22 protein-coding genes and 1 pseudogene are annotated in these 26,450 nt (G+C 26.9%); 8 read left to right on the top strand and 15 right to left on the bottom strand.

What is annotated here, in order from left to right; all coding sequences use genetic code 11:
• Positions 1 to 24: 24 nt before the first annotated feature.
• The 7 genes from BUA90_RS00470 (at position 25) to lexA (ending at position 8,815) form a co-directional block, all read left to right on the top strand.
• Complete coding sequence (locus BUA90_RS00470) at positions 25 to 1,260, top strand: competence/damage-inducible protein A (RefSeq protein WP_072965413.1); 1,236 nt, start codon at positions 25 to 27, stop codon at positions 1,258 to 1,260.
• A gap of 103 nt (positions 1,261 to 1,363) precedes the next feature.
• Entirely contained in the window at positions 1,364 to 2,413 is a 1,050-nt protein-coding gene (gene recA / locus BUA90_RS00465) for a recombinase RecA (RefSeq protein WP_072965411.1), read from the top strand.
• Positions 2,414 to 2,621: 208 nt separating this feature from the next.
• The gene (rny, locus tag BUA90_RS00460; RefSeq protein WP_072965741.1) at positions 2,622 to 4,163 is read left to right on the top strand and encodes a ribonuclease Y; all 1,542 of its coding nucleotides are present in this window, start codon (positions 2,622 to 2,624) and stop codon (positions 4,161 to 4,163) included.
• 220 nt (positions 4,164 to 4,383) lie between these two features.
• A complete protein-coding gene (spoVS, locus tag BUA90_RS00455) occupies positions 4,384 to 4,644 on the top strand; it encodes a stage V sporulation protein SpoVS (RefSeq protein ID WP_072965409.1) in 261 nt (86 codons plus the stop codon).
• 171 nt (positions 4,645 to 4,815) lie between these two features.
• Positions 4,816 to 6,246, top strand: a complete 1,431-nt coding sequence (gene purB / locus BUA90_RS00450) for an adenylosuccinate lyase (protein ID WP_072965408.1) — start codon at positions 4,816 to 4,818, stop codon at positions 6,244 to 6,246.
• A 653-nt stretch (positions 6,247 to 6,899) separates the two neighbouring features.
• On the top strand, positions 6,900 to 8,027 hold the full coding sequence (locus BUA90_RS00445; RefSeq protein ID WP_072965407.1) for a tyrosine-type recombinase/integrase: 1,128 nt from the start codon (positions 6,900 to 6,902) through the stop codon (positions 8,025 to 8,027).
• A 146-nt stretch (positions 8,028 to 8,173) separates the two neighbouring features.
• Positions 8,174 to 8,815: a transcriptional repressor LexA gene (gene lexA, locus BUA90_RS00440; RefSeq protein WP_072965405.1), complete on the top strand. Its 642-nt coding sequence runs from the start codon at positions 8,174 to 8,176 to the stop codon at positions 8,813 to 8,815.
• 34 nt (positions 8,816 to 8,849) lie between these two features.
• On the opposite strand, the gene BUA90_RS00435 is transcribed toward lexA, so the two are convergent.
• The 7 genes and pseudogenes from BUA90_RS00435 to BUA90_RS00405 form a co-directional block, all read right to left on the bottom strand.
• The gene (locus BUA90_RS00435; RefSeq protein ID WP_072965403.1) at positions 8,850 to 10,139 is read right to left on the bottom strand and encodes a methionine gamma-lyase family protein; all 1,290 of its coding nucleotides are present in this window, start codon (positions 10,137 to 10,139) and stop codon (positions 8,850 to 8,852) included.
• A 76-nt stretch (positions 10,140 to 10,215) separates the two neighbouring features.
• On the bottom strand, positions 10,216 to 10,461 hold the full coding sequence (gene hfq / locus BUA90_RS00430; protein WP_072965401.1) for an RNA chaperone Hfq: 246 nt from the start codon (positions 10,459 to 10,461) through the stop codon (positions 10,216 to 10,218).
• Between the two features lie 41 nt (positions 10,462 to 10,502).
• Positions 10,503 to 11,444, bottom strand: a complete 942-nt coding sequence (gene miaA, locus BUA90_RS00425; protein WP_072965399.1) for a tRNA (adenosine(37)-N6)-dimethylallyltransferase MiaA — start codon at positions 11,442 to 11,444, stop codon at positions 10,503 to 10,505.
• A gap of 13 nt (positions 11,445 to 11,457) precedes the next feature.
• Positions 11,458 to 13,353, bottom strand: a complete 1,896-nt coding sequence (gene mutL / locus BUA90_RS00420) for a DNA mismatch repair endonuclease MutL (RefSeq protein WP_072965398.1) — start codon at positions 13,351 to 13,353, stop codon at positions 11,458 to 11,460.
• An 11-nt stretch (positions 13,354 to 13,364) separates the two neighbouring features.
• The gene (gene mutS, locus BUA90_RS00415) at positions 13,365 to 16,034 is read right to left on the bottom strand and encodes a DNA mismatch repair protein MutS (RefSeq protein ID WP_072965397.1); all 2,670 of its coding nucleotides are present in this window, start codon (positions 16,032 to 16,034) and stop codon (positions 13,365 to 13,367) included.
• A gap of 177 nt (positions 16,035 to 16,211) precedes the next feature.
• Positions 16,212 to 17,525 (bottom strand): annotated as a pseudogene (gene miaB / locus BUA90_RS00410) (tRNA (N6-isopentenyl adenosine(37)-C2)-methylthiotransferase MiaB); the annotation flags it as partial.
• 120 nt (positions 17,526 to 17,645) lie between these two features.
• Positions 17,646 to 18,752: an HD-GYP domain-containing protein gene (locus tag BUA90_RS00405; protein WP_072965395.1), complete on the bottom strand. Its 1,107-nt coding sequence runs from the start codon at positions 18,750 to 18,752 to the stop codon at positions 17,646 to 17,648.
• A 356-nt stretch (positions 18,753 to 19,108) separates the two neighbouring features.
• On the opposite strand from BUA90_RS00405, the gene BUA90_RS00400 reads away from it, so the two are divergent.
• Positions 19,109 to 20,302 (top strand): pyridoxal phosphate-dependent aminotransferase, encoded by a 1,194-nt coding sequence (locus tag BUA90_RS00400; protein WP_072965393.1) that lies wholly within the window; start codon positions 19,109 to 19,111, stop codon positions 20,300 to 20,302.
• A gap of 66 nt (positions 20,303 to 20,368) precedes the next feature.
• Here BUA90_RS00400 and BUA90_RS12325 read toward each other — a convergent pair whose 3' ends face one another.
• The 8 genes from BUA90_RS12325 to BUA90_RS00365 all read right to left on the bottom strand — a co-directional run bounded on the left by BUA90_RS12325 (position 20,369) and on the right by BUA90_RS00365 (position 26,305).
• Positions 20,369 to 20,509, bottom strand: a complete 141-nt coding sequence (locus tag BUA90_RS12325) for a hypothetical protein (protein WP_159429977.1) — start codon at positions 20,507 to 20,509, stop codon at positions 20,369 to 20,371.
• Between the two features lie 129 nt (positions 20,510 to 20,638).
• Entirely contained in the window at positions 20,639 to 21,262 is a 624-nt protein-coding gene (locus BUA90_RS00395; RefSeq protein WP_072965392.1) for a MerR family transcriptional regulator, read from the bottom strand.
• 176 nt (positions 21,263 to 21,438) lie between these two features.
• The gene (locus tag BUA90_RS00390; RefSeq protein ID WP_072965390.1) at positions 21,439 to 22,209 is read right to left on the bottom strand and encodes a CheR family methyltransferase; all 771 of its coding nucleotides are present in this window, start codon (positions 22,207 to 22,209) and stop codon (positions 21,439 to 21,441) included.
• 180 nt (positions 22,210 to 22,389) lie between these two features.
• Positions 22,390 to 23,541 (bottom strand): 30S ribosomal protein S1, encoded by a 1,152-nt coding sequence (gene rpsA, locus BUA90_RS00385; RefSeq protein ID WP_072965389.1) that lies wholly within the window; start codon positions 23,539 to 23,541, stop codon positions 22,390 to 22,392.
• Position 23,542: 1 nt separating this feature from the next.
• On the bottom strand, positions 23,543 to 24,385 hold the full coding sequence (locus BUA90_RS00380; RefSeq protein ID WP_072965388.1) for a 4-hydroxy-3-methylbut-2-enyl diphosphate reductase: 843 nt from the start codon (positions 24,383 to 24,385) through the stop codon (positions 23,543 to 23,545).
• A gap of 27 nt (positions 24,386 to 24,412) precedes the next feature.
• On the bottom strand, positions 24,413 to 25,063 hold the full coding sequence (gene cmk, locus BUA90_RS00375) for a (d)CMP kinase (RefSeq protein WP_072965387.1): 651 nt from the start codon (positions 25,061 to 25,063) through the stop codon (positions 24,413 to 24,415).
• Positions 25,064 to 25,220: 157 nt separating this feature from the next.
• Positions 25,221 to 25,670: a hypothetical protein gene (locus BUA90_RS00370; RefSeq protein ID WP_072965386.1), complete on the bottom strand. Its 450-nt coding sequence runs from the start codon at positions 25,668 to 25,670 to the stop codon at positions 25,221 to 25,223.
• A 23-nt stretch (positions 25,671 to 25,693) separates the two neighbouring features.
• The gene (locus BUA90_RS00365; RefSeq protein ID WP_072965740.1) at positions 25,694 to 26,305 is read right to left on the bottom strand and encodes a histidine phosphatase family protein; all 612 of its coding nucleotides are present in this window, start codon (positions 26,303 to 26,305) and stop codon (positions 25,694 to 25,696) included.
• Between the last annotated feature and the right edge of the window lie 145 nt (positions 26,306 to 26,450).

The following is a 26,450-nucleotide window of genomic DNA, read 5'->3' as shown; positions in this document are numbered from 1 at the left end:
TTGCTAAAAGGAGGCCTCATATTATTGAACTGTTCAATTTTATCTGTAGGTACTGAGCTCTTAATGGGGCAAACAATCAATTCTAATACTTTTTTCTTATCACGCAAGCTAAATGAATTAGGTTATAATGTATTATATCACTTTAGTGTAGGAGATAATCCTGATAGATTAGAAAATATATTTAAAACTGCATTAGACATTTCAGATATAGTTATAACTACTGGAGGTTTAGGTCCTACTCAAGATGATTTGACTAAGGAAATTATTTCACGCTTTATTGGCAAAGAATTAAAGCTCAATGAAGATTCATTAAAAAAAATCAAATATTATTTTGAAAAAATCAATAGAGAAATGACTGATAATAATATAAAACAGGCATTTATTCCAGAAGGAGCAATTGTTTTACCTAATGATATTGGAACAGCACCGGGATTTATTTTAAATGAAAATGAAAAAATTATCATTTGCCTGCCCGGTCCGCCGAGAGAAATGAATTTGATGTTTCAAAATTATGTAAAACCTTATCTTGCAGAAAAAAGCAAGTACATAATTAAATCTGATATAATAAAATTTTTTGGAATAGGAGAATCAAAACTTGAATGGATTTTACAAGATTTAATATCAAATCAGACAAATCCTACACTTGCTACATATGCAAACGAAGGAGAACTTAGTTTAAGAATTACTGCTAGAGGAAAATCTTTAGAAGAAGCTGAAAAACTTATAAATCCTATCAAACAAGAAATAAAAAAACGTCTTGATAAATTCATATACAGTTATAACAATCAATCTTTAGAAGAAGTAGTTGGTGATATGCTTATTAGAAAAAATGTGTCAATATCTTTAGCAGAATCATGTACGGGTGGATTACTAGTTTCTAAACTAACTTCTATTCCGGGAATATCAAGTGTTTTAGATAGAGCCATAGTTACTTACAGTAACAGAGCAAAAATAGATGAGCTTGGAGTGAAAAGAGAAACTCTTGAAAAATATGGTGCTGTAAGCAAAGAAACAGCCATGGAAATGGCAGAAGGTTTGAAAGATATTACAGGCAGCAAAATATGTCTATCTATAACTGGTATTGCAGGACCGACAGGGGCTACATCTAAAAAACCTGTTGGATTAGTTTATATTGGAGTTTCTACTGATGAAAAAACATTTTATTATAAATATAATTTTAATGGAAGTAGAAATAAAATTAGAAATTATTCGGCAATGACAGCTTTAAATATAATAAGAAAAATTATTGAAAAATATTAAAATATTCAGTTGACCTATTAAGAAAGATAGTATATAATTCTATTAGAACATGCGTTCGTTAAGATGAAAGGTAGGTGAAAACCAGATTAAATCTGGGAAAATTATGAATGAAAAGATTAAAACTTTAGATACTGTATTAGAAAAAATTGAAAAACAGTTTGGTAAAGGTTCTATAATGAGATTAGGTGATAATTCTAAGCTGAATATTGAAAGTATTTCTACAGGAGCTATTGAGCTCGATATAGCTCTAGGTATTGGTGGAATTCCAAGAGGAAGAATTATAGAAATATATGGACCAGAATCTTCAGGTAAAACTACCATAGCTCTTCACATCATTGCTGAAGCTCAAAAAATGGGTGGAACTGCAGCTTTTATTGATGCTGAACATGCACTCGACCCAGTATACTGCAAAAATTTAGGTATAGATATAGACAATTTAATAGTTTCTCAGCCTGACACTGGAGAACAAGCTTTAGAAATATGTGAAGCTTTAGTAAGAAGTGGGGCTGTAGATGTTATTGTAGTAGATTCAGTTGCTGCATTAGTACCAAAAGCTGAAATAGCTGGAGAAATGGGAGACAGTCATGTAGGACTACAGGCAAGATTGATGTCTCAAGCATTGAGGAAATTAACCGGTATTATCAATAAATCCAAGACTGCAACAATTTTTATTAATCAGTTGAGAGAAAAAGTTGGAGTTATGTTTGGAAATCCTGAAACTACTACCGGTGGAAGAGCTTTGAAATTTTATTCTACAATTAGAATGGACGTTAGAAAAGTTGATATTATAAAACAAAATGACCAAATCATAGGGAGTAGAACAAAAGTAAAAATCGTAAAAAATAAAGTAGCTCCTCCTTTTAAAAATGCAGAATTTGATATTATGTATGGTACAGGTATATCTAAAGAAGGTGGAATACTAGACAGTGCAGTTAATGCCAATATCATAAAAAAAGCTGGGTCATGGTATAGCTATGGAGATATAAAACTTGGACAGGGAAGAGAAAATGCTAAACAATTTTTAATACAAAACATAGATTTACTAAAAGAAATTGAAACTAAAGTTAGAAAACATTACAATCTTCCTATAAAAAATGAACTAAAAAATGAATCGAAAGATAACCTTAAAAAAGAAAATTCTAAATCTAAGTAATAAAAAAGCCCGACAAATTTTCGGGTTTTTTTATTACTTCAGAGTTCAAACTTATTATCTTGACAGTATATAGAAAAAGATATAAAATTAAAAGGAAGCAGTGTGTATAGCTCCATTCCAGGTATTTTATGAAGTTTTTAAAAGATTTTAAGCCGAGCTTTTTCGGTTTATATTTTTTTACAGTAATACTAATTAGGAGGTGAAGTCTATCAACTATATATACGTTATATCTTCGATTTTAATATCAGCCCCGATTGGCATAGGGATTGGATATATATTAAGAAAAAATATTGCTGAAAAAAAGATTGGCAGTGCAGAAGAACAAGCCAAATTAATTATTTCTAAAGCTCATAAAGAAGCTGAAACTAAGAAAAAGGAAATTCTTTTAGAAGCTAAAGAAGAAGTTCACAGGTTAAGAAATGAATTTGAAAGGGAAAATAGAGAAAGACGTAATGAAATTCAAAGACTGGAAAGGAGAGTACAACAAAAAGAAGAAACTCTTGATAGAAAATCAGAAAATCTTGAAAAGAAAGAGGAACATTTAAATAAGACTCTCAAGGAACTAGCTGCTAAAGAAGAAGAGATTAAAGAGCTGTATCAAAAACAGATAGAAGAACTTGAAAGAATTTCTGGACTTACAACAGAAGAAGCCAAAGAAATGCTTTTAAGTGATTTAGAAAAGAAATTAAAGCATGAAGCAGTTGTGATGATTAGAGAAATTGAAAGTAAAGCTAAAGAAGAAGCTCATAAAAAAGCAACAGAAATTATTTCTTATGCAATACAAAAATGTGCAGCAGATTATGTTGCTGAATCTACTATTTCTGTAGTAACTCTACCTAATGATGAAATGAAAGGTAGAATAATAGGAAGAGAAGGTAGAAATATTAGAGCACTTGAAACAATAACTGGAGTAGATTTAATAATCGATGATACTCCAGAAGCAGTTATTCTTTCATGTTTTGATCCAATCAGACGTGAAATAGCAAGAGTTGCATTAGAAAAGCTTATTTTAGACGGCAGAATACATCCAGCAAGAATTGAAGAAATGGTAGAAAAAGCAAGACGTGAAATAAATGCTCACATTAAAGAAGAAGGAGAAAGAGCTACTTTTGATGTTGGAATTCATAATTTACATCCTGAACTTGTTAAATTATTAGGTAGATTAAAGTATAGAACAAGCTATGGTCAAAATGTTTTACAACATTCAATAGAAGTTTCTTATCTAGCTGGTTTAATGGCTGCTGAATTAGGGGCAGATGTAAAAATAGCTAAAAGAGCAGGTCTTTTACATGATATAGGAAAAGCAGTAGATTATGAGGTTGAAGGAACTCATGTTGAAATAGGTATAAATCTTCTTAGAAAGTTTAGAGAATCTGAAGAAGTTATACATGCAATGTCTACTCATCATGGAGATTATGAGCCTCAAACTATTGAAGCAGTATTAGTTACTGCAGCAGATGCTATTTCAGCAGCTAGACCGGGAGCTAGAAGAGAAACTCTTGAAACATATATAAAACGATTAGAAAAACTTGAAAGTATAGCTAATTCTTATGAAGGTGTAGAAAAAGCTTATGCTATTCAAGCAGGTAGAGAAATTCGAATTATGGTAAAACCAGAAGAAATAGATGATGATAGCATGGTATTATTAGCTAGAGAAATAAGTGAAAAAATTGAAAATAGTCTAGAATATCCTGGACAAATTAAAGTAAATGTTATAAGAGAAACTAGAGCAATTGATTATGCTAAATAATAATAAAAGAAGCTTTAAGCTTCTTTTATTATTAAAATGAAAATTTTAGGAAAATTTTTAATTTAATTTATTTATATAGAAGCAGGAATTTTTATTTTTTTGTAGAATAATAGTAATAAGTGGAAATAACTCCATAAAATTTTATTAAAAAAATGTGGATTTTTCCCAATTTAAAACACTACTCAAAATAATCAAATTAGTAAGAAGGAGGCTTTACTAAATGGAAGTATTAAAGGTATCAGCAAAATCAAATCCAAATTCAGTTGCAGGAGCTTTAGCAGGAGTTCTTAGAGAACGTGGAGCTGCTGAAATTCAAGCAATAGGTGCTGGAGCACTTAATCAAGCAGTAAAAGCAGTTGCTATTGCTAGAGGATTTGTTGCTCCTAGCGGTATGGACTTAATCTGTATTCCAGCTTTTACAGACATCGAAATCGATGGAGAAGAAAGAACAGCAATAAAATTAATTGTACAGCCTAGATAACAAAATAAATACAAAAAACCTGCTTTAAGCAGGTTTTTATTTTTTTATATAAATCGAATTTTTTTATATAATTTACAATCTATTATTTGTTATATTTATCGAAATATTATATAATACTATATATAAAAAATTCGTATTTATATAAAAATATCATGATTAAGGAGTGGTTTTGTGACTTCTATTTATCAAAATCCTTTAATAACTAGATATTCTAGTAAAGAAATGCTTAAACTTTTTTCACCTGACAATAAGTTTAAAACATGGAGAAAACTTTGGATAGCTCTAGCTGAATCTCAAAAGGAATTAGGTCTTCCAATTACAGATGAACAAATAGAAGAAATGAAAAAAAATATGGATAATATAGATTATGAATTAGCTAAAAAAATCGAAAAAGAAACTAGACATGATGTAATGTCACATGTTCATACTTATGGCAGTCAATGTCCAAAAGCCAAGCCTATTATACATTTAGGAGCTACAAGTGCATTTGTAGGAGATAATACAGATATAATTATAATGTATCAAGCTCTGCAAATAATTAAGAAAAAACTATTAAACTGCATAGATAAATTAACTTCTTTTTCTTTAAAATATAAAGATTTACCAACATTAGGATTTACTCATTTTCAACCTGCACAATTAACTACCGTAGGAAAGAGAGCTACTCTATGGATAATGGACCTTTTATTAGACTATGAAGATATTGAATACGTAGTATCTAAAATGATGTTTAGAGGTGCAAAGGGGACTACAGGAACACAAGCAAGCTATCTAAAACTATTTGATGGCGACCATGAAAAAGTTAAAAAATTAGATGAATTAGTAGCAAAAAAATTAGGTTTTGAAAAGTCATTTCCAGTTTGCGGACAAACATACTCAAGAAAATTGGATTATAAGGTTCTTTCAGTATTAAGTGGAATAGCTCAAAGTCTTCATAAAATGACTAATGATATAAGACTTTTGCAGCATTTAAAGGAAATTGAAGAACCTTTTGAAAAAAAACAAATAGGCTCTTCAGCTATGGCTTACAAGCGCAATCCAATGCGCAGTGAAAGAATAGCTTCATTAGCAAGATATGTTATTACAAATGCTTTAAATCCAGCACTGACTGTATCTACTCAATGGTTTGAAAGAACACTTGATGATTCAGCTAATAGAAGAATTACAATAGCTGAAACTTTCTTAGCCGTTGATGCAATATTAGATATTGCTATAAATATCACTTCAAATTTAGTTGTAAATGAAAAGGTAATATATAAACATATAGAGCAGGAACTTCCTTTTATGGCTACTGAAAATATACTTATGGAATCTGTTAAAAAAGGTGGAGACAGACAAGAATTACATGAAAAAATAAGACTTCATTCTATGGAAGCAGCTAAAAAAGTAAAACAAGAAGGCAAAGAAAACGACTTATTACAGCGAATTGCAAAAGATGATTCTTTCAACTTGTCAATTAATGAAATAAAAAATCTTCTAGACCCTAAATTATATGTAGGTAGAGCTCCTGAGCAAGTTGTCGAATTTATAGAAACAAATATTAAACCAATTTTAGAAGCAAATAAAGAATTATTGGGTATAAATGTAGAATTAAATGTATAATAAAATTAATACCTACAAGATAAATTAAATCTATAAAATTTTAATCTTGTAGGTATTAATTTTTATATTTTATATTTAATTGTTTTACTTTATTGTTTTATTTTATTGCTTTATTTTATATAGTTTATAATTTTATATATCAAGTTGTCATTGTTTTTAGTTTGATTTTTAAAATAATAGCAGTAGAAGAAGATAAAAATTTAATAGATGTTTAAAATTTAAGTTTTAAAATTTTAAAATCCAACTATTCTTTAAATGTATATTTAGGGAATAGTTTATGAAAAATAATAAATTTCACTTAGGTTTTCACAAATCCAAGCTTTTTTCACTTTTAATTTACATATATTATAATTTTTAATTTATAATTCTTAATTATTTATTATTTTTAGCATTTGTATTGTATTGAAAATACGATATTTTTTCTATAAAATAAAAATACTAGTTAGAATTTTAAATTATTCTAAATTATATTTAATTATATTTTAGTTATATATTATGTACTCATTATCTTAATTTTAATATACTTATTATATTATTACTTATATTGATACTTACTATTTTATTTATTTTACAAAAAATTACAAAATCATTAATTCCTAATTCTTAATTTATAATTTTTAATTCTTAATTCTAATTACAGGAGGTATACTGCTATGTCAAAACAAAATATTGTTGTACATAATAAATCATCAAAGCCAGATAATGTCGTTCAAGATGAAAACCAACTTATTGAAAGCTGTTTAGCTATTGAAGCTCAACTACCTCCATTTATGAAGGATTATTTCATTTTTCTTAAAAACAGTGTATCCATAAGAACTAGACATGCATACTTAAATGATATTTTATTTTTCTGTAAATATTTAATTTCTGAAACTGATATTACATGTGCAAAAACAACAAATTCCATTACTGTAGAAGATTTTAAAAAGATAAAAGCACGTGATGTAAATAGATTTATTGGAGATTACTGTTCAAGATATGTAATAGAAAAACCCAATGCAAAAATAATAATGGAAAATAACAACAGAGCTTTGGCAAGAAAAAAATCTTCCCTATCTTCCCTATTCAAATTTCTATATAGAGATGAAATTTTAGATAAAAATATTACTGATGGTTTTAACCCTATCAAGCTTCCTAAACCACAGCCTGATGCAATTAAAAAATTAGAAATTGATGAAGTAGCGATAATGTTAGATGCTGTTGAGAATGGGACAGGTCTTTCTGAAAGAGAAAAAATTTACTGGAAAAAAACTAAGTTGAGAGATAAAGCTATTCTCATACTATTCACTACCTATGGTTTAAGATTGAATGAATTATACCAACTTAATATATCATCTTTCAATTTTAATAGAGGTGATTTTAAAATTTATAGAAAAAGAGGTAAAGAAGTAAATATGCCCCTCAATAAATCAGTTGAAAAGGTTATTCTCGATTATATTAATAAGGAAAGACCAAAATCTGAAAGCATACCACCACAGCATAGAGATGCACTATTTTTATCTCTACAGAAAACTAGAATGACTAAAAGAGCAATACGAGAGCTTGTAAAAAAATATACTTCAATAGCCCTCAGTACATCTAGAGAAAATGGATATAGTCCTCATAAACTAAGAGCTACGGCAGCATCTTCTCTAATTCAATATGGATTTTCTATATATGATGTTCAAAATCTTTTAGATCATGATAATGTTACTACTACTCAATTATATGCAGCTCATAAGAAAAATGTAAAAAGAGAGATTATAAATCAATTTGAATGGTTAGAAGAATTTGACGAATAGCAAAATAATAATAGAAAATCATCTCCACCTCAAATTTTAAATATTATATAAAAATGTATACTTTTTTACAATAAATCGAACTTATGTTTGAAGAAATATATATAATATGTTATAATATAACAAACAAATGATAGTGAGGTGCTGAGATGAGTTCAGATTTAACTAAACAACGACCTAATTTAACTAAACAGCAATCTAAAATTTTAAACTTCATTAAACAAGAAATTCAAAAAAAAGGTTATCCTCCATCAGTACGTGAAATATGTGAAGCTGTTGGTTTAAGGTCTACTTCAACTGTTCATGGACATTTAACCAGATTAGAAAGAAAAGGTTACATAAGGCGTGACCCTACAAAACCGAGAGCTATTGAAGTATTAAATTTCAATAGATTTATATCTGAAAACAAAGAAAAAGAAATTGCAAATATACCGATTATTGGAAAAGTTACAGCTGGACAACCTATTTTAGCTGTAGAAAATGTTGAAGAAACTTTTCCAGTTCCTATTGATTTTATTGATTCAGGTAATTATTTTATATTGAAAATATCTGGAGATAGTATGATTAAAGCAGGTATTTTAAATGATGATTTTGTATTAGTAAAACAGCAATCAGATGCTAATAATGGAGATATAGTTGTTGCACTACTTGAAGATTCAGCAACAGTTAAGAGATTTTTTAAAGAGGACAATTATATTAAATTGCAGCCTGAAAATGATTTTATGAATCCAATAATAGTAAATGATGTTAGAATTTTAGGAATTGTAAAAGGAGTATTTAGAAAGTTATAAAAATAAAGGTGCATTTTATTTTGCACCTTTATTTTTATAAATCTAATAATCCTTTATCATACATTTTTTGAAGTCCTTTTAAAACTCCAAATTTTGAATGTTCATATGTTAGTCCACCTTGAAAATATACAATATATGGCTTTCTTATAGGAGCATCGGCACTGAGTTCTATAGATGAACCTTGAACAAAAGCCCCTGCTGCCATAATAACTTCACTATCATATCCGGGCATATCCCACGGCACAGGTGTTACGAAAGAATCAACTGGAGCAGCTTCTTGTATACCTTCACAAAAAGCTATAACTTTATCTGGAGAGTTTAATTTTACTGCTTGTATAATATCACTTCTACTATCATTATATTTAGGACATACATCATAGTTTAATTTTTCAAAAATTTTAGCACAAAATATTGCTCCTTTTAATGCTTCGGTAACTACATGTGGAGCTATAAAAAGTCCCTGAAATATATTTCTAGTCAGTCCAAAAGTAAGTCCACATTCTTTACCTACTCCGGGTGATGTCATTCTATATGATACGAGCTCTATTAGATTTTTTTTACCTACTATATATCCGCCTGTTAAAGCTAATCCACCACCGGGATTTTTTATTAAAGAACCTGCCATAATATCAGTACCAACATCAGTAGGTTCTAATATCTCTAAAAATTCACCATAGCAGTTGTCAATCATACAAATTATATCTTTTCTAATACTTTTAACTTCTTCAATTATTTTCTTTATATCTTTTATGGTAAGAGCTTTTCGCCATCCATAACCAGTTGAACGCTGTATATATACCATTTTTGTTTTGTCAGTAATACTTTTCTTTAAATTTTCAATATCAACTTCTCCATTTGAAAGAAAATCAACTTGTCTATATTCTATTCCAAAATCTTTTAGTGATGAACCGTTTTTATTTTTTATTCCTATAACTTCTTCTAAAGTATCATAAGGAGTTGATGTAGCAGATAACAACTCATCTCCGGGTCTTAATATTCCAGAAAGACATAATGTTAGTGCATGTGTTCCTGATACAATAGTAGGTCTTACAATTGCATCTTCTGTGTTAAAAACATCGCTATAAACTTTTTCTAATGTATCACGCCCTGCATCATTATATCCATAACCTGTATTCCAATTAAAATGCACATCACTCAGTCTATTATCCTGCATGGCTTTTAAAACTTTATATTGATTATATGTTTTTATATCATCTAATTCTTTGAATTTTCCAGTTATTTCATCTTCTACTATCTCAGCTAAGTCCAAAATTTTATTATGAATTTTGAAAACTGTATTTAATATATTTCTACTTTTTAACATAAAAACATCCCACCCAAAATCAATATTTTAAAAATATTCACACATAAAAATACGGCATGATGCCGTATTTTTAATATTAATTTTCTTGTTTTTTATTGTTATTAGATAAGAAGTTAACTGATTTTACAGGAACAATAGTAGAAATTGCATGTTTATATATCATCTGCTGTTTTCCATCACTGTCGATTACGATAGTATAACTATCAAATCCTTTAACTATACCTTTGATTTGAAATCCACTAATTAAATAAATAGTTATAGGTATATGTTCCTTTCTTACTTGATTTAAAAAAATATCTTGCAAATTTACAGCTGATTTCATATGTAGTTTTACCTCCTATTATGTTTTATATAATATTAATTCTATATAAATTTTATTTTCCCTTCTACAAAGTCAATTATATCACTAACTAATTTATTTTCATCACTTTTTTCTATAATATTATACCATTTAATATCGTCATATCTTCTAAACCAAGTTAACTGTCTCTTTGCATATCGTCTAGTATTTCTTTTTACAAGTTCTTTTGCCACCTCTAAACTATATTCGCCATTGATATATCCAATGACCTCTTTATAACCTATTCCCTTCATAGAAATATCATCTTCAGTAAGTCCCATAGATAATAAATTAGCTACTTCATCTACAAGCCCCATATCAAACATTATATCTACTCGTTTGTTTATTCTCTCATAGAGTTTTTTTCTGTCCCTATTCAATCCTATTAAAACATACTCATATTTATTTGTCTTTTTTAAATCTCTACTAAAATCTTTTAAATTTTTTCCTGTTGTATAAAATACTTCTAAAGCCCTAATCACTCTTTTTACATTGTTTGGATGTATTCTTTTTGCAGCATTTGAATCTACTTCTTCAAGTTTTCTATGTAGATATTTTTTACCATAATTTTTTTGTAATTCTTCAAGTTCTTTTCTCAACTTAGGATTTGCAGATGTATTTGAAAAATCCATATCATAAATTAATGAATTTACATATAAACCAGTTCCACCAGTAACTACTGGCAGCTTATTTTTACTCAATATTTTATCAATATATTTTTGAGCCATTTGTTTATACTCAGATACTGAAAATTTTGTTTTAGGGTCAATTTCATCTACAAGATAATGCTTTACTCTAGACAATTCTTCTTTTGAAGGTTTTGCACTACCTATATTTAAATATTTGTATATCTGCATTGAATCTGCCGATATAATTTCTCCATTTATCTTTTCAGCTACTTCTATCGATATTTTGGTTTTACCAACAGCAGTTGGTCCAACAATTATTATTAAAGGTTTTTTCATAAAGCTCACCTACTTACGTTCTTAAAAACTTTCTTTCTATTTCAGATTTTGAAATAGATATAATTATTGGTCTACCATGCGGACAAGTAAAAGGATTTTTTGTTTCTTGTAATTCCTTTATAAGCTTATCTATTTCAATAAATTTTAATGAATCATTAGCTTTTATTGCATTTTTACATGCTGTTTGAATAATTTTTTCTTCTTTTAATTCATAATTATTTTTTATATTATTGCTTAATTTTTCTAAAATTTCTAAAAAGAAACTTTTAGCTACTGGTGTACCAAATAAAACGGGAACTTCCCTTAATATAACAGTATTATACCCAAAGTCATCAATTTTGTATCCTAAATTTTCAAAAATATTCATATTTTGAAATATAACTTCTTTATCCAAATAATTTAGCTCAATAATAATCGGTTCTAATAATATTTGAGATATAATATCACTTTTTAAATAACTATTTAAATATTTTTCATATAGTATTCGTTCATGAGCTACATGCTGATCGATTATATACATTTTTTCATCTTTTTCACAAATAATATACGTTGAAAAAAGCTGTCCTATAATAACTAAATCATCAAAAAATGTTCCATCATATTTTAAGTTACTTTCTTTTAAAACAGTATTTTTTTCTTTTTTTCTAATATTTACTGCTTTTTTGATATAAGTATCAATATTTGATAAAGGATATTCTTTAGGTTTTGATAAGTGCTTATCTTCTTTAACTATATATTCATTTTTTTTAAGAGAAAAATCTTTATTTGTAGTATCAATAACTAATTGCTTTGATATATCATTAATAACTTTTTCTATATTTATATCTTTATTTTTAACAGTAATATTTTTATCTAATTCAGATATATTATTATCCATTTTAGCAGATTTCTTTTCCATTTTAATAGTTGGTATTAAGTTAGTATTTAATAACTTTTCTTTAATTGTGTTTGAAATAAAATTTTTAATAAATTCTTCATTATGAAATCTTATTTCAGTTTTTGCCGGATGTATATTAACATCTATCATATTTGGATTAATGTCTAAATATAAAAAACAAGCAGGATATTTATTTAAAGGTAGTAAAGTTTTATAAGCTTCATCAATAGCTTTTGTGATTATTTTGCTCTTAATATATCTGCCATTTACAAATATAGACTGCATTTGTCTATTTCCTCTTGAATAATTAATATTTGAAATATATCCTCTTAATTTCACATCATCTTTTTTATTGTAAATTTCTATAAGATTTTTTGCAATTTCTTTATCATAAATAGATAATATTGCTGAATATATATCTTTATTGCCCGGAGTAGTAAATATATTTTTATTATTTATAATATATCTAAAAGAAATTTCCGGATGAGATAGAGCTAATTTATTGACAAGAATACTTATATAATTAGTTTCAGTTGCATCTGATTTTAAAAATTTATATCTTACAGGAGTATTATAAAACAAATCCTTTATAATAATTGTAGTTCCAACAGGACACCCTACTTCATTTTTATAAACTATTTTGCCATTTCTAAATTCAGCTCTTATCCCAAATTCATCATCTTTAGTCTTTGTAATTATTTCTACATTTGAAACAGATGCAATACTTGCGAGTGCTTCTCCTCTAAATCCCAAACTATTTAGATTATATATATCTCTATCGCTAGATATTTTACTGGTTGCATGTCTTTCAAAGGCCAGTTCTATATCATCTCTATATATTCCTATCCCATCATCTGTAATTCTAATATATGTTTTTCCAGCGTTTTTTATTTCAATAGTTATAGCCTTTGCATCTGCATCTATGGAATTTTCTACAAGTTCTTTTACCACTGAAGCAGGTCTTTCTATAACTTCACCAGCGGCAATTTTATTAGTAATTTTTTCATCAAGTTTTTTTATTCTTTTAAACATATAATATCACCTTATATTGCCTTTGCTTTTTTTACAAGTTCAAAGAGCTTATTCATAGCATCCATTGGAGTCATATTAATAATATCGACATTTTTTAATTCATTAATTATTTCACTGCTTTTATAATCAAATAGATTTATTTGTTTTTCATTTAACTTTTCATTAATATAGTCAGATGTATTGTCAGGTGTATCTTCTAATAAATTAATTGCTGCTATTTCTCTATCTTTATAATCTCTTTTATTATTTATATCGTTAGTCTCTAGTTTTTTTAAAATAGCTTTTGCTCTGTCAATAACTTTTTTTGGCAGTCCGGCTAATTTGGCAACTTGTATTCCATAACTCTTATCTGCTCCACCCCTAATAATTTTCCTTAAAAAAATTATATCATCTCCTGATTCTTTTACAGAAATACAGTAATTTTTAACACCTTTTATTCTATCTTCTAGTTCAGTTAATTCGTGATAATGAGTGGCAAATAACGTTCTTGAACCTAAAATTTTTGTATCGTTTATATATTCTATAACTGCCCATGCAATACTAAGTCCGTCATATGTACTTGTTCCTCTTCCTATTTCATCTAATATTATTAAGCTATTTTTTGTTGCATTATTTAAAATATTGGACAGCTCACTCATTTCAACCATAAAAGTACTTTGTCCTTGTGATAAATCATCTGAAGCTCCAACTCTTGTGAATATTCGGTCTACAATGCCAATTACTGCTTTTTCTGCAGGGACAAAACATCCTATTTGTGCCATTAAGACTATTAAAGCAACTTGTCTGAGATAAGTGGATTTCCCAGCCATATTAGGTCCAGTAATTATATAAAATCTATTTTCATCATCATCTAACAAAGTATCGTTAGGTACAAATAGTTCTTCTCCAGCAACTCTTTCAACAACCGGATGCCTAGCATTTTTAAGTTCTATTATCTTAGAATTGTTTACCTTGGGTTTATTATATCTATAAATAGAACTAACTTCTGCAAAAGATAATAAAACATCAAGTGATGCAATATTTTTTGCCGTTTTCAATATGCGATTTACATTGTTAAGAATAGTATTTCTTACTTCATTAAATAGTTCATATTCTAAATCGACAATTTTTTCTTGTGCAGTTAAAATTTTATTTTCAATTTCCTTAAGTTCTGGCATAATATATCTTTCTGAATTTGCAAGAGTTTGTTTTCTAATATAAGTGTCTGGAACATTTTTAATATTACTCTTTGTTACTTCTATATAATACCCGAATACTTTATTAAAACTTATTTTTAAAGATTTTATTCCCGTATTTTTCCTTTCTCTTTCTTCAAGCTGTATTATCCACTTATTTCCGTCTGTTATAGCACTTCTAAGTTCTCTTAGCTTTTCATTAAATGTACTTTTTATTATTCCGCCTTCCTTAATTGAAAGAGGAGGGTCATCTACTATTGATTCTTCTAGTAAATTATATATATCTTTTAATTCATCTATTTCTTCAAATATTTTTCCTAATTCAAATTTTTTTTCTGAAAGTTTACTCTTGATTTCTGGTAATACTTTTAAAGACGTTTTTAAGGAAATTAAATCTCTCGCATTTACATTACCATATACAATTTTTGATGAAAGTCTTTCTAAATCATACATTTTACTCAATAATTCTCTCAATTCACTTCTTAAAATAACATCATTGTATAGTATCTGTACAGAATTTAATCTGTCATTTATTTTTTTAATTTCAATCAAAGGTTCTTCAATCCATTTTCTCAATGTTCTTGCTCCCATAGAAGTACAAGTTTTATCTAAAACCCACAATAGAGAACCTCTTTTATCTTTTCCTCTAATAGTCTCTAAAAGTTCTAAATTAGTTCTAGTAAATTTATCTAATATCATATATTTGTCATAATTATATATATTTATCTTATCTATATGCAGTAGTGGAACTTTTTGAGTTTCATAAATATAATCTAACAAACTTCCTACAGCTATAACGCATAACTTTCTATCATTTAATCCAAAACTGTCTATCGAAAAAATATTAAAATGTTTTTTTATTATATCCTCAGAATTTTTATATTCAAATGCTCTATTATAATACTTAGTTATCAGTACATTATAATTTTTTTGAATATCTTTAAGAATACTAGAATTATAGTCAAAATCTTCTCTGATTAATATTTCTCTAGGACTTATCTTCATTATTTCATCTAAAACTTTCTTTTTACTTTCTAAATTTTTAAAGTCTGTCGTTTTAAGTTCACCTGTAGTAATATCAGCATATGCAATTCCTATTCCATTTTCATTTTCTATATATGTCATTATATAATTATTAACTTTTTCATTAAGCATAGAAGGGTCTATGATAGTACCCGGTGTAATAATACGGACTACTTCTCTTTTAACTATACCTTTAGCTTTTGAAGGGTCTTCTACTTGTTCACAAATTGCTACTTTATATCCTTTATCAATTAATTTTGCAATATATGAATCAGCAGAATGATATGGAACTCCGCACATTGGGGCTCTTTCTTTTAATCCGCAATCTCTGCCTGTCAGAGCTATTTCAAGTTCTTTTGATGCAATTTCTGCATCTTCAAAAAACATTTCATAGAAATCTCCTAGTCTGAAAAAAAGAATATGGTCTTTATATTTTTCTTTTATTTCTAAATACTGCTTCATCATTGGAGTTAAACGTGACATTCAATTTCCTCCTATTTTAGTAGTATTAAAATACTTACATTAAATTATAGCATATGCTTTATATAAATTTATATCAAAAATAAACACATTTCTAATACTTTATTAAACAATTAAAAATTAAGAGTTAAAAGCTTTTTTATTATATTCTAAACTTTTAACTCTTAATTGATATGAAATCTATATTAATTCGCCATATAATGAAAAATTCTTTGGCTCTGTTATTTTAACATGTGCGAATTTTCCTATAAGTTCTTTAGGTCCTTTGAAATTTACTACTTTATTTGTTCTTGTTCTTCCCATGAGTATATTATCATCATTTTTACTCGTACCTTCAATAAGCACTTCTAATACTTTATTTTTCAAAGCATGATTTTTTTCTTTTACTGATTTATGAAGTACTTCAAGTAGTCTATTAAACCTTTCATGTTTTATTTCATCAGGTACTTGTTCTTTCATATTTGCTGCTGGAGTACCTTTCCTTATTGAATATATAAAAGTAAAAGCATTATCATATCCAACTTTTTCAACTAAATCAAGAGTTTCTTTAAAATCTTCTTCGGTTTCTCCCGGAAAACCTACAATTATATCTGTAGTTATACTTATATCTGGAACAGCTTTACGTATTTCTTCTATTAATTTCAGATACTTTTCTCTTGTATACTTTCTATTCATTTTTTCTAAAACTCTATTACTACCTGCTTGAACAGGTAAATGTATATGTTCACATAATTTATCACATTCTTTTAAAGCCCTTATCAGCTTTGGAGAAACATCTTTAGGATGTGATGTCATAAATCTAATTCGTCTTAATCCTTCAATTTCATTAATCTGATACAATAAATCTGCAAAGTCTATTGGATTATCTAAAGTTTTACCATATGAATTAACATTTTGTCCTAGTAAAGTTACCTCTACAGTTCCATTTGCTACTAGATTTTTTATTTCATTTAAAATATCATCTGGTTTTCTACTTCTTTCTCTTCCACGAGTATACGGAACAATACAGTATGTGCAGAAATTATTACATCCATACATGATGTTGACAAAAGATTTTATTCCGTATTTTCTTATAACAGGAATACCTTCTACGATTTCTCCTTCTCTATCCCAAATTTCTACAATCATATTATCTGATTGTCTGCAATTTGCAAGTAAAACTGGAAAGTTATGAAGATTATGAGTTCCAAATATTAAATCTACAAAAGGATATTTTTTCTTTATATACTCTACTATATGACTCTGCTGCATCATACAACCACATACAGCTATTATTAAATCAGGATTATTTTTTTTAAGTGGTTTTAACTGTCCTAAATTTCCATAAACTTTTAATTCTGCATTTTCTCTAACACAGCACGTGTTAAAAATTATGAGGTCTGCCTCTTTTTTATTATCACAGCTAGTATATCCCATATTTGACAGCATACCAGCTAATTTTTCTGAATCGTGCTCATTCATCTGACAACCCCATGTTTCAATGTAATATTTTTTCATATTTCATCTCATTCCTTTCTCAGAAAAAATACTCCTGTAAGCAGGAGCATGATTTAGTATTTGTCTGTATAAATATTATTTGAAAATGGTAAAAAATTATTTAGAAATTAAGAATAATTATAATTCATATACTACATCAGTAATAACAATATTTTTCTCTCTAGATAAATCACATAAAAAAGGAGATATATCTTCGGCTTTATTTCTAAATATTTTAATAACTGGCTTTAGTATCATTTCAGAATTTATCTGTTCGACAGTTCCTATAAATCCATTACTCAGTTTAACTACTGTTCCCACTGGAAATGGTATTATTTTTTTCAAAAAAGTCTTTACTAAAGCCATATTAAAATAACTTCCTCCTGAACCCATTATATATTCAATTGCTTCATGTGGAGGTAGAGCTTTTCTATATGGTCTATCAGAAGTTAAAGCATCATATACATCTGCTATAGATGCTATCTGTGCTAATAAATTAATATCATCGCCTTTTAAACTGTTAGGATAACCTGAACCATCATATCTTTCCTGATGTTGCAGTACTATTATTCTAGGTCTAGGTCCTATATCTGTATTTTCTCTTAAATATAAAAATCCTTTTTCGCAATGCTCCTTAATCAATTCAAATTCTTCATCTGTTAATTTACTTTTTTTATTTAATACTTCTTTAGGAACAAATATTTTACCTATATCATGCAGCATACATCCTAAAGTTAAATCATATAAATCATTTCTATTTAAACCATATCCTATTCCTAATGTCAAGGCAAGAATACCAACATTTACACAGTGATAATATGTATACGAATCAACATTCTTTATATCTACTAAATTTATTAGCAAATTAGGTTGTGAAAAAATATCATCTACTATTGCCTTTGTCATTTCCTGTATCATATCTATATTAGATTCGCTTTCTTTTTTTAATTTTTCTTTTTTAAAAAAATTTGTATTAGGCTGATGCATTATCGAAAAATTATTGTAAATATTTCTTACAGTATCTATCGCCTTTCGTCTTATTTGAGGTTTTATAACATCTTCCAATTCTTGTTCACTGTATTTATCTATTATATAAATAGTATAAAAACCATGTTCTCGGATTTTACTTATGTATCTGCTTGTTAATTTAGTTCCCTTGTTAAGTAATATTTTACCCTGATTATTATATAAAGTTTGCCCTAAAAAAGTACCTTCTTTAACCGCTGATAAGGGGACTAATCTCACTGTTAATTCACTCCAAAATATAAGATTATTAAGATTATTGAATATTAGATGATAATAAATTTCAAATCATCCAATTATTTATATATTATATCATAGTTTACTTGATTATCAAAATAAATTTATATATATAAAAATTAATTTATACATACAAATTAATATATATTCAATCCCCTTGTCTATTTGTCTGTAAAGTATTCTTTTGATTTAAAATTATTTCAATTATTCTATTTTCTGTTGTTTTGTCAATATGATTTTTATTTTTTTAATTCTTTTAATTTGCAGAAAATATATACATATTATTCTAATTTTATGTTATTATAAAAGTGAATTTATTATTAATACTGGAGGGGATAATAATGATTTTTTCAAAGAGAATAACTTCAATGCAGCAGTCACCAATAAGAAAATTAGTTCCAATAGCAGAAAATGCTAAAAAACAAGGGAAAAAAGTTTATCATCTCAATATCGGACAGCCAGATATAGAAACTCCTACTGAATTTTTTGAAGCTGTAAAAAGTTTTGATGAAAAAGTACTAAAATATAGTTTTTCTCAAGGTATGCCAGAATTAATAGAAGCACTTATAAAATATTACAAAAGATATGATATGAATTTTGAGCACGAGGAAATCGTTATCACAAATGGTGGTAGTGAAGCACTTTTATTTTCTTTAATAGCTGTAGCTGACCATGGTGATGAAGTATTAATACCTGAACCTTTTTATACAAATTACAATGGTTTTTCTTCAGCTGTCGGTGTTAATGTAAAGCCTATTACTACAAAAGCTACAGAAGGCTTTCATCTACCAAAAAAAGAAAAAATCGAAGAATTAATTTCCCCAAAAACTAAGGCTATACTTTTATCAAATCCGGGTAATCCCACTGGTGTAGTATATACTCCTGAAGAAATTCAAATGCTTGCAAGTCTTGCAAAAGAATATAATTTATTCATCATTGCTGATGAAGTTTATAGAGAATTTGTATATGATAATCTTACTTATACTAGCTTTGGAAACATTAAAGAAATTGAAGACAGAGTAATTATAGTAGATAGTATCTCTAAAAGATATAGTGCATGTGGTGCAAGAATAGGTTCTATTGCAAGTAAAAATAAAGATTTAATAAAGCAAATATTAAAACTTTGCCAAGGCAGATTATGTGTTCCAACATTAGAACAAATTGGAGCTGCTAGACTTTATTCTGTTTCTGAAGATTACTTTGAAAATGTACTTGCCGAATATCAAAAAAGAAGAGATATAGTTTATAATGCTCTAAAAGAAATGCCTAATGTTATATGTGAAAAACCTACTGGTGCATTTTATGTGGTAGCAAAACTACCTGTAGTTGATGCAGAAGACTTTGTTATATGGCTTCTGAAAGATTTTGATATAGATAATGAAACTGTTATGCTTGCTCCAGCAGAAGGATTTTATGCAACTCCTGGATTAGGAAAAGATGAAGTGAGAATAGCATATATCTTAAATGAAAAAGATTTGAAAAAAGCTATGAATATACTTAAGATTGCTTTAGAAAAATATCCAAATAAAAAATAATAATTCAATTAAATAAAAATAAATAAAAAGCTTCCAAAATTAATTTAAATTTTGGAAGCTTTTTATTTAATATTCTTGTTTATAAACTCTTTCATAAAATTCACATTTATCTAAAGTGCAAGTATTACAAATACAATGAATACAAGTAATCATTCCACACTTTCTCTTTTCCCTTTTTTCTTTATTTTCATTTTTATTTATTTTCATTATTACTCCCCCTCGTCTTTTATAATTCTAATTATATTATAATACTCGTATTCAATTATGTCAACTGTATACATTTATATTGGTCTGATTATTCAATAAAATGAAAAAGAAGGATTATATACTTTTATTTTAATCCTTCTTATTACTAAATATTTTAGCAAATATTGACTTTTTACTGTTTTCTAATCTTTTTAATTTTTCTTTGAGAATAGCTAGTTCATATGCCTTTTCTTTCAATTTCATTCTAAGTCTTGCATTTTCTGATATTAAAGCATCTTTGTCATTGTTTTTATATTCTTCATTATTTTTTTTTATATCTCCAAATACTGTTTGCATTTCTTCTATTAAGTTTTGACTTAAAGTTTTTATACCATCATCTATTTCTCGTGATATTATTTCTTTTATTTCATGTAAACTAATTTCACGATTATCATTATTTCGGTCTGAAAGATTTTTCTTTTCAATTGATAGTTCACATTCTTGAATTTGAGAAGCTGCTATTTCATTATTTAAAATTATTTTTTCAGGTGATTTTAAAACTGCTTTAATTTGAGTATTTGAAAATCCGTTTTCCTTCAAGTTTCTTATATATAAAAATTTTTCCAATTCTAAGTTCGTATAATATCTATGACCTGATTTATTCCTTGGTACATCTATTTCAAATTCTTTTTCATAATATCTTAATACATGATTACTAAATCCAGTAATTTTACTAGCTTCAGATATTGTAAATTCCTTTTTATTATTATACAATCTCCTCTCCCCCGTTCTAAAGATTCTTTATTTTATCTATTCTTTTAAGATTTATTAATTCCTTTATAAAATATTAGTTTTTTTATAGCAATTTCAGTCATAATTCTACTTATAAAAACAAAATAAAAGCTATTTGCAAGAAAAACTTTCTTGCAAATAGCTTTTACTGTCATATTTTATATTTTTTGATAGAAAAAAGTTCTTAAAGGTTTAAAATTATATCTGTGAGGTAAAATAATTTGTTCAGTACTTCCAACAAAAAGAATACCATTTTGATTTAATGCTTTATTAAAATTTTTATAAATAAATTCTTTAGCTTCTTCAGTAAAATATATCATAACATTTCTACACACAATCAAATCACACTTATCAGGATATTTATCTTCTAAAAGATTATGCTGCTTAAACTTTACACAATTTTTAATTTCACTGCTTATCTTATAAGAATTTCCGACAGGTTCAAAATAACGCTTTTTAAACTCACTAGGAATATTTTCTATACTCTTTTCAGAATATAATCCAACTCTAGCCTTATTTAAAGCTTCTTTATCAATATCAGTAGCTATAATTTCTATTTCTCTTAATGGAAAAAAATTACTGAGTACCATAACTAGAGAATATGGTTCTTCTCCCGTAGAACATGCAGCACTCCAAATTTTTAATTTTTTCTTATCTTTCATCAAATAAGGAATAATTTCATCTTTTAAAACTTTCCACTGTTCTGGATTTCTATAAAACTCAGATACATTTATAGTCAAATAATTGATAAATTCGTCATATAATTTTTTATCTTTGCATATTGCATTATAATATTCTTCATAAGAGTTGTAATTATTTCTCTTAATGAGAGATTCTATCCTTCTCTTCATTTGCCTTTCTTTATAGAAAGATAAGTTAATTCCAGTTTTTTTGTAAATTAATTCCTTAAACTTTTCATATCCCTGCATACTTTTCCCCCATGATTTTTTTATTAATATATGTATTTATACTAGTAATTGTTATTTTATCATAAATTTATACTAAAAAAAAGTCTGTGTTTTATTATCACACAGACTTAAAAATATAAGGGGGTCTTTAAGTAATTTGTGAGGGCATTTTTATTCTTGCCAGATATAAAAATTTTTATACTATTTTTGAATATCAAACTTTATAATATCACCAATAGTTGTCTTTACTGTTTCATTCTTTTCCAAATATTCACTACTATACTCGGTATCTAATACTTCTTTAATAGAAAGACTCATTTTCCTTTCTTCTTTATTTATGTCAGTAATTTTAGCTTTAACAGTTTCCCCAACTTGCAGTTCATCTGAAGGTTTTGCAATATGTCTTTCTGAAATCTGAGAAATATGTACTAGTCCTTCTATGCCGGGTTTTACTTCTAAAAATGCTCCAAAATCAGTTAATCTAACAACTTTACCTATTATAATATCTCCTACACTGTATGTTTCATCTATAAGTTCCCAAGGATTTGTTTTAGTCTGTTTTAAACTTAAAGAAATTTTTTCATTTTTTCTATCTATATCTTTTACATATACTTCTACTACATCTCCAACTTTCAATACTTCTGAAGGATGTTTTATTCGTCCCCATGAGATTTCAGAAATGTGAATAAGTCCATCTATTCCACCCAAGTCGATAAAAGCTCCAAAATCAGCCAGTCTTTTTACTTTTCCAGTTACAACTTGATCTTTTTCAAGACTATTTAACAACTTTTCTTTTTCTTTTTTCAATTTCTCTTCAATAACTAATCTATGTGAAAAAACTATTCTTTTTTTGTCTTTACTTGCTTCAATTACTTTTACTTCCAAAGTTTTATTAGAAAATGTCTTTAAATCTTTAATATATTCATTTGATATTTGAGATGCTGGAATAAAACCTTTTATTTCATTAAAATATGCTATAATTCCACCTTTAACAACTTCTCCTGTTCTAACCTTTATAACCTCTTCTTTACTAATTGCTTCTTCTATTTTATGCCAATCATTTAATAAGTCTACTCTTTTTTTAGATAAAATTACATTTCCTTCACCATCATCTTCTTTTAAAACAACTACTTGTATTTCATCTCCCTCTTTGACAATTTCATTTGGCTTTACAAAAGGATTATTTGATATTTCTTTAAGAGGAATAATTCCGTCAGATTTATATCCTATACTAACTACTATTTCATCATCAGATACCTGCATAACTAATCCTTTTATAATATCTCCTCTTTTAGGAATAATCATATGTTTTTCAAATTCACTTAACATTTGATTTAAATTATTATTATCCATTTTAATTTCCCACCTTTTCTTTTAACTTATTTATCACATCGTTTATAATCCATTCTGGCGTTGAAGCACCAGCTGTTACCCCTATTATATCATCCTTATTAAATATATTTAAGGGCAGGTTTTCAGCAGTTTCAATATGAATAGTATTTTTACAATATTTTTTGCTTATATTATATAACTTTTGTGTATTAGAGCTGTGATACCCTCCAATAACAATCATAATATCTGCTTTTTTAGCAAGTTTAGCACATGCATCTTGTCTTTCTTTTGTTGCTAAACATATTGTGTTAAATTCTATAACTTCACGGGCTTTTTCCTTTAATTTTTTAGTTATACTGTTCCATTTTTCTAGAGTAATTGTAGTCTGAGCCACTACACAAATTTTATCAAAAACTGAAAGTTTATTTGCTTCATCAATACTTTCGATTATGATAGCTTCATTATTGCACCAGCCATTTATTCCTATAACCTCTGGATGATTTGGATTTCCAACGATAATTATTTGATAATCTTTTTCATGATATTCTTTAGCAATTGTCTGCACTTTCCTAACAAAAGGACAAGTTGTATCAATTAATTCTATGTCATATTCTTTTGCTCTATCGTATATTTCAAGAGGAACTCCATGAGACCTAATTATTAATATTGAATTCTTTGCATCTTCAATTTTTTCAATAGAATTAATTCCTAATTTTTCTAGTTTATTAATAACTTGATTATTATGTATCAAAGGACCGTATGTAAATATTTTCTTTTTGTTTTTTTTAGATGCTTCAAAAGTTTTATTTATAGCTCTCTTTACACCAAAACAGAAACCCGAATTTTCAGCAACAATTATATTCAATATATAGCCCTCCTTAAAAATCAATATTTACATATCTATCATACTTAAAATTTCATTTATTACTTTTTCTATAGTTTTTCCTGTTGTATCAATAAGAATAGCATCATCTGCTTTTTTTAATGGGTCTACTTTTCTTTCAGAATCCATTTTGTCCCTGTTAGCTATTTCGTCAATAACATCTTTTAAAGAACATTTATAGCCTTTTTCTTTTAGTTCTTTATATCTTCTCTTTGCTCTTTCTTCAATAGAAGCAGTTAAAAAAAACTTATATTTAGCATCTGGTAAAACTTTAGTACCTATATCTCTTCCATCCATAATCACATTATTGTTTTCAGCAATTTTTCTTTGAAGTTTTACTAAAAACTCTCTTACGAATGGTATAGAAGCTATTTGAGATACATTTTTATTAATTATAGGTTTTCTTATTTCACTACTTACATTTACATTATCCAAATATATTTTTCCATCAACTATATCAATTTCTGTGTCTTTCAACACTTCTTTAATTAAATCATAATTATCTAGTGGTATATTTTTATTAATGAGTTTTAAAGTAAATGCTCTATACATTGCTCCAGTATCTATATAAACTAGATTTTTAAGCAGTGCAATTTTCTTTGCTATTGTACTTTTTCCTGCACCTGCTGGTCCATCAATTGCTATACTTAAATTAGCCACAATACATCCTCCTTTTCAAAATATATAAACCACCAGACTACTGGTGGTTTATCGAATATTTAAATCTGGCAAAATAAATATGTAGTAGATAATTTCATTATTATAATTTTCTTTTCAAGAAAATTATAACTTATAATACATTTAGTAACAAGTAGAATTAAGATATTTTGATTAATATAATTTTATTGTTTGATATAGAGATAATATCTCCACTTTTAAAATTTTCAATGTTTAAACTAGCATGAATTACTTTTATTTTTATTTTTTCTTTTTTACTTAAATTTTCAAATTCTATTAAATCCCCATCTTTGACTTGTATTTTTAAAATTCCATTAATAAATTTCTGAATATTTCCGTTTTTTAATATTTTTATCTTATCAGTTTTCTCTTCGTTTTTAACTTTCAATTTTATTTCTCCATATTCCGGCATTATATCTAATTGTTCAAAAACTAAATTTTTCTTTTTATAAAAATTATTAAACACTATTCTGTTATGAAAAAAATTTAAATATATTTGAGTTAGGATAGTAAGTATAAATGAAAAAGTAATTAAGCCTATCAGTATTTTATCAATTTTATCATGTTTTTTATTTTTTTTCTGCCTCATGAACCTTCTCCCAAGTTATTTTTTTATTCTAAATGAGCAGTATCATTTAATGCAGTCAATACAGTTCCATAACTCCTTATTTCTATTTTATTTATACTTCCATTATTTAAGCTTATTTTATAATAATTAGATAAATCAATATTGAGAACTCCTAATATAATGGTTTTAATTGCTACACCATGAGAAACAATTATTACAGAACCTTCTTCAAATTCATCACATATTTTGTAAATTGCTTTTAAACATCTTTTCTGAACACTTTTTAAATTTTCACCATTAGGAATATTAGCTATATGGGGTGTATTTCTCCAAATATTATATTCTGATAGATAATTTTGTTTAATTTCTTCAGATGTAAGTCCTTCCCAACTTCCAAAATTCATTTCTCTTAAATCTTTTAATACTTCAATTTCTTTATTAATTTTTTGCGAAATATATTTTGCAGTAATCAAACATCTATCAAGGTCACTAGAATATATTTTTATATATTTTTCATCAAAACTGCTTAATCTATTTGCAACTGCTTTTGCTTGAAATATGCCTTTTTTACTGAGAAGAATATTTTTACATCCTTGTGTTTTTGACATATAGTTCCATAGTGTTTCGCCATGCCTTACTAAATATATCTTTTTCATTTTCAGCCCCTTTAATAAAAAATAACTCTTTTTTACTTGAATTTTATTTTTATTATCGACAACTCTTATACTATTTAGACCTAAATCATTTCTTTTTTTCATTATTTAAATTTTATGCAATAAAAAAACCCCTCAAAAAAGAGGA

Origin of the sequence: Caminicella sporogenes DSM 14501, assembly GCF_900142285.1 — a bacterium.
Lineage (GTDB): Bacteria > Bacillota > Clostridia > Peptostreptococcales > Caminicellaceae > Caminicella > Caminicella sporogenes.
The sequence above is the reverse complement of the archived record's forward strand: the minus strand, read 5'-3'. Positions and strand labels throughout refer to the sequence as shown.

What these genes read in the sequence shown, in the direction of transcription:
- lexA (WP_072965405.1), top strand. Translation starts at nt 8,174, where the DNA reads ATGAGTTCAGATTTAACTAAACAACGACCTAATTTAACTAAACAGCAA.
- BUA90_RS00435 (WP_072965403.1), bottom strand. Translation starts at nt 10,139, where the DNA reads ATGTTAAAAAGTAGAAATATATTAAATACAGTTTTCAAAATTCATAAT.
- mutL (WP_072965398.1), bottom strand. Translation starts at nt 13,353, where the DNA reads ATGTTTAAAAGAATAAAAAAACTTGATGAAAAAATTACTAATAAAATT.
- miaA (WP_072965399.1), bottom strand. Translation starts at nt 11,444, where the DNA reads ATGAAAAAACCTTTAATAATAATTGTTGGACCAACTGCTGTTGGTAAA.
- mutS (WP_072965397.1), bottom strand. Translation starts at nt 16,034, where the DNA reads ATGTCACGTTTAACTCCAATGATGAAGCAGTATTTAGAAATAAAAGAA.
- hfq (WP_072965401.1), bottom strand. Translation starts at nt 10,461, where the DNA reads ATGAAATCAGCTGTAAATTTGCAAGATATTTTTTTAAATCAAGTAAGA.
- recA (WP_072965411.1), top strand. Translation starts at nt 1,364, where the DNA reads ATGAATGAAAAGATTAAAACTTTAGATACTGTATTAGAAAAAATTGAA.
- BUA90_RS00400 (WP_072965393.1), top strand. Translation starts at nt 19,109, where the DNA reads ATGATTTTTTCAAAGAGAATAACTTCAATGCAGCAGTCACCAATAAGA.
- rpsA (WP_072965389.1), bottom strand. Translation starts at nt 23,541, where the DNA reads ATGGATAATAATAATTTAAATCAAATGTTAAGTGAATTTGAAAAACAT.
- BUA90_RS00390 (WP_072965390.1), bottom strand. Translation starts at nt 22,209, where the DNA reads ATGCAGGGATATGAAAAGTTTAAGGAATTAATTTACAAAAAAACTGGA.
- BUA90_RS00370 (WP_072965386.1), bottom strand. Translation starts at nt 25,670, where the DNA reads ATGAGGCAGAAAAAAAATAAAAAACATGATAAAATTGATAAAATACTG.
- BUA90_RS00365 (WP_072965740.1), bottom strand. Translation starts at nt 26,305, where the DNA reads ATGAAAAAGATATATTTAGTAAGGCATGGCGAAACACTATGGAACTAT.
- BUA90_RS00445 (WP_072965407.1), top strand. Translation starts at nt 6,900, where the DNA reads ATGTCAAAACAAAATATTGTTGTACATAATAAATCATCAAAGCCAGAT.
- spoVS (WP_072965409.1), top strand. Translation starts at nt 4,384, where the DNA reads ATGGAAGTATTAAAGGTATCAGCAAAATCAAATCCAAATTCAGTTGCA.
- BUA90_RS12325 (WP_159429977.1), bottom strand. Translation starts at nt 20,509, where the DNA reads ATGAAAATAAATAAAAATGAAAATAAAGAAAAAAGGGAAAAGAGAAAG.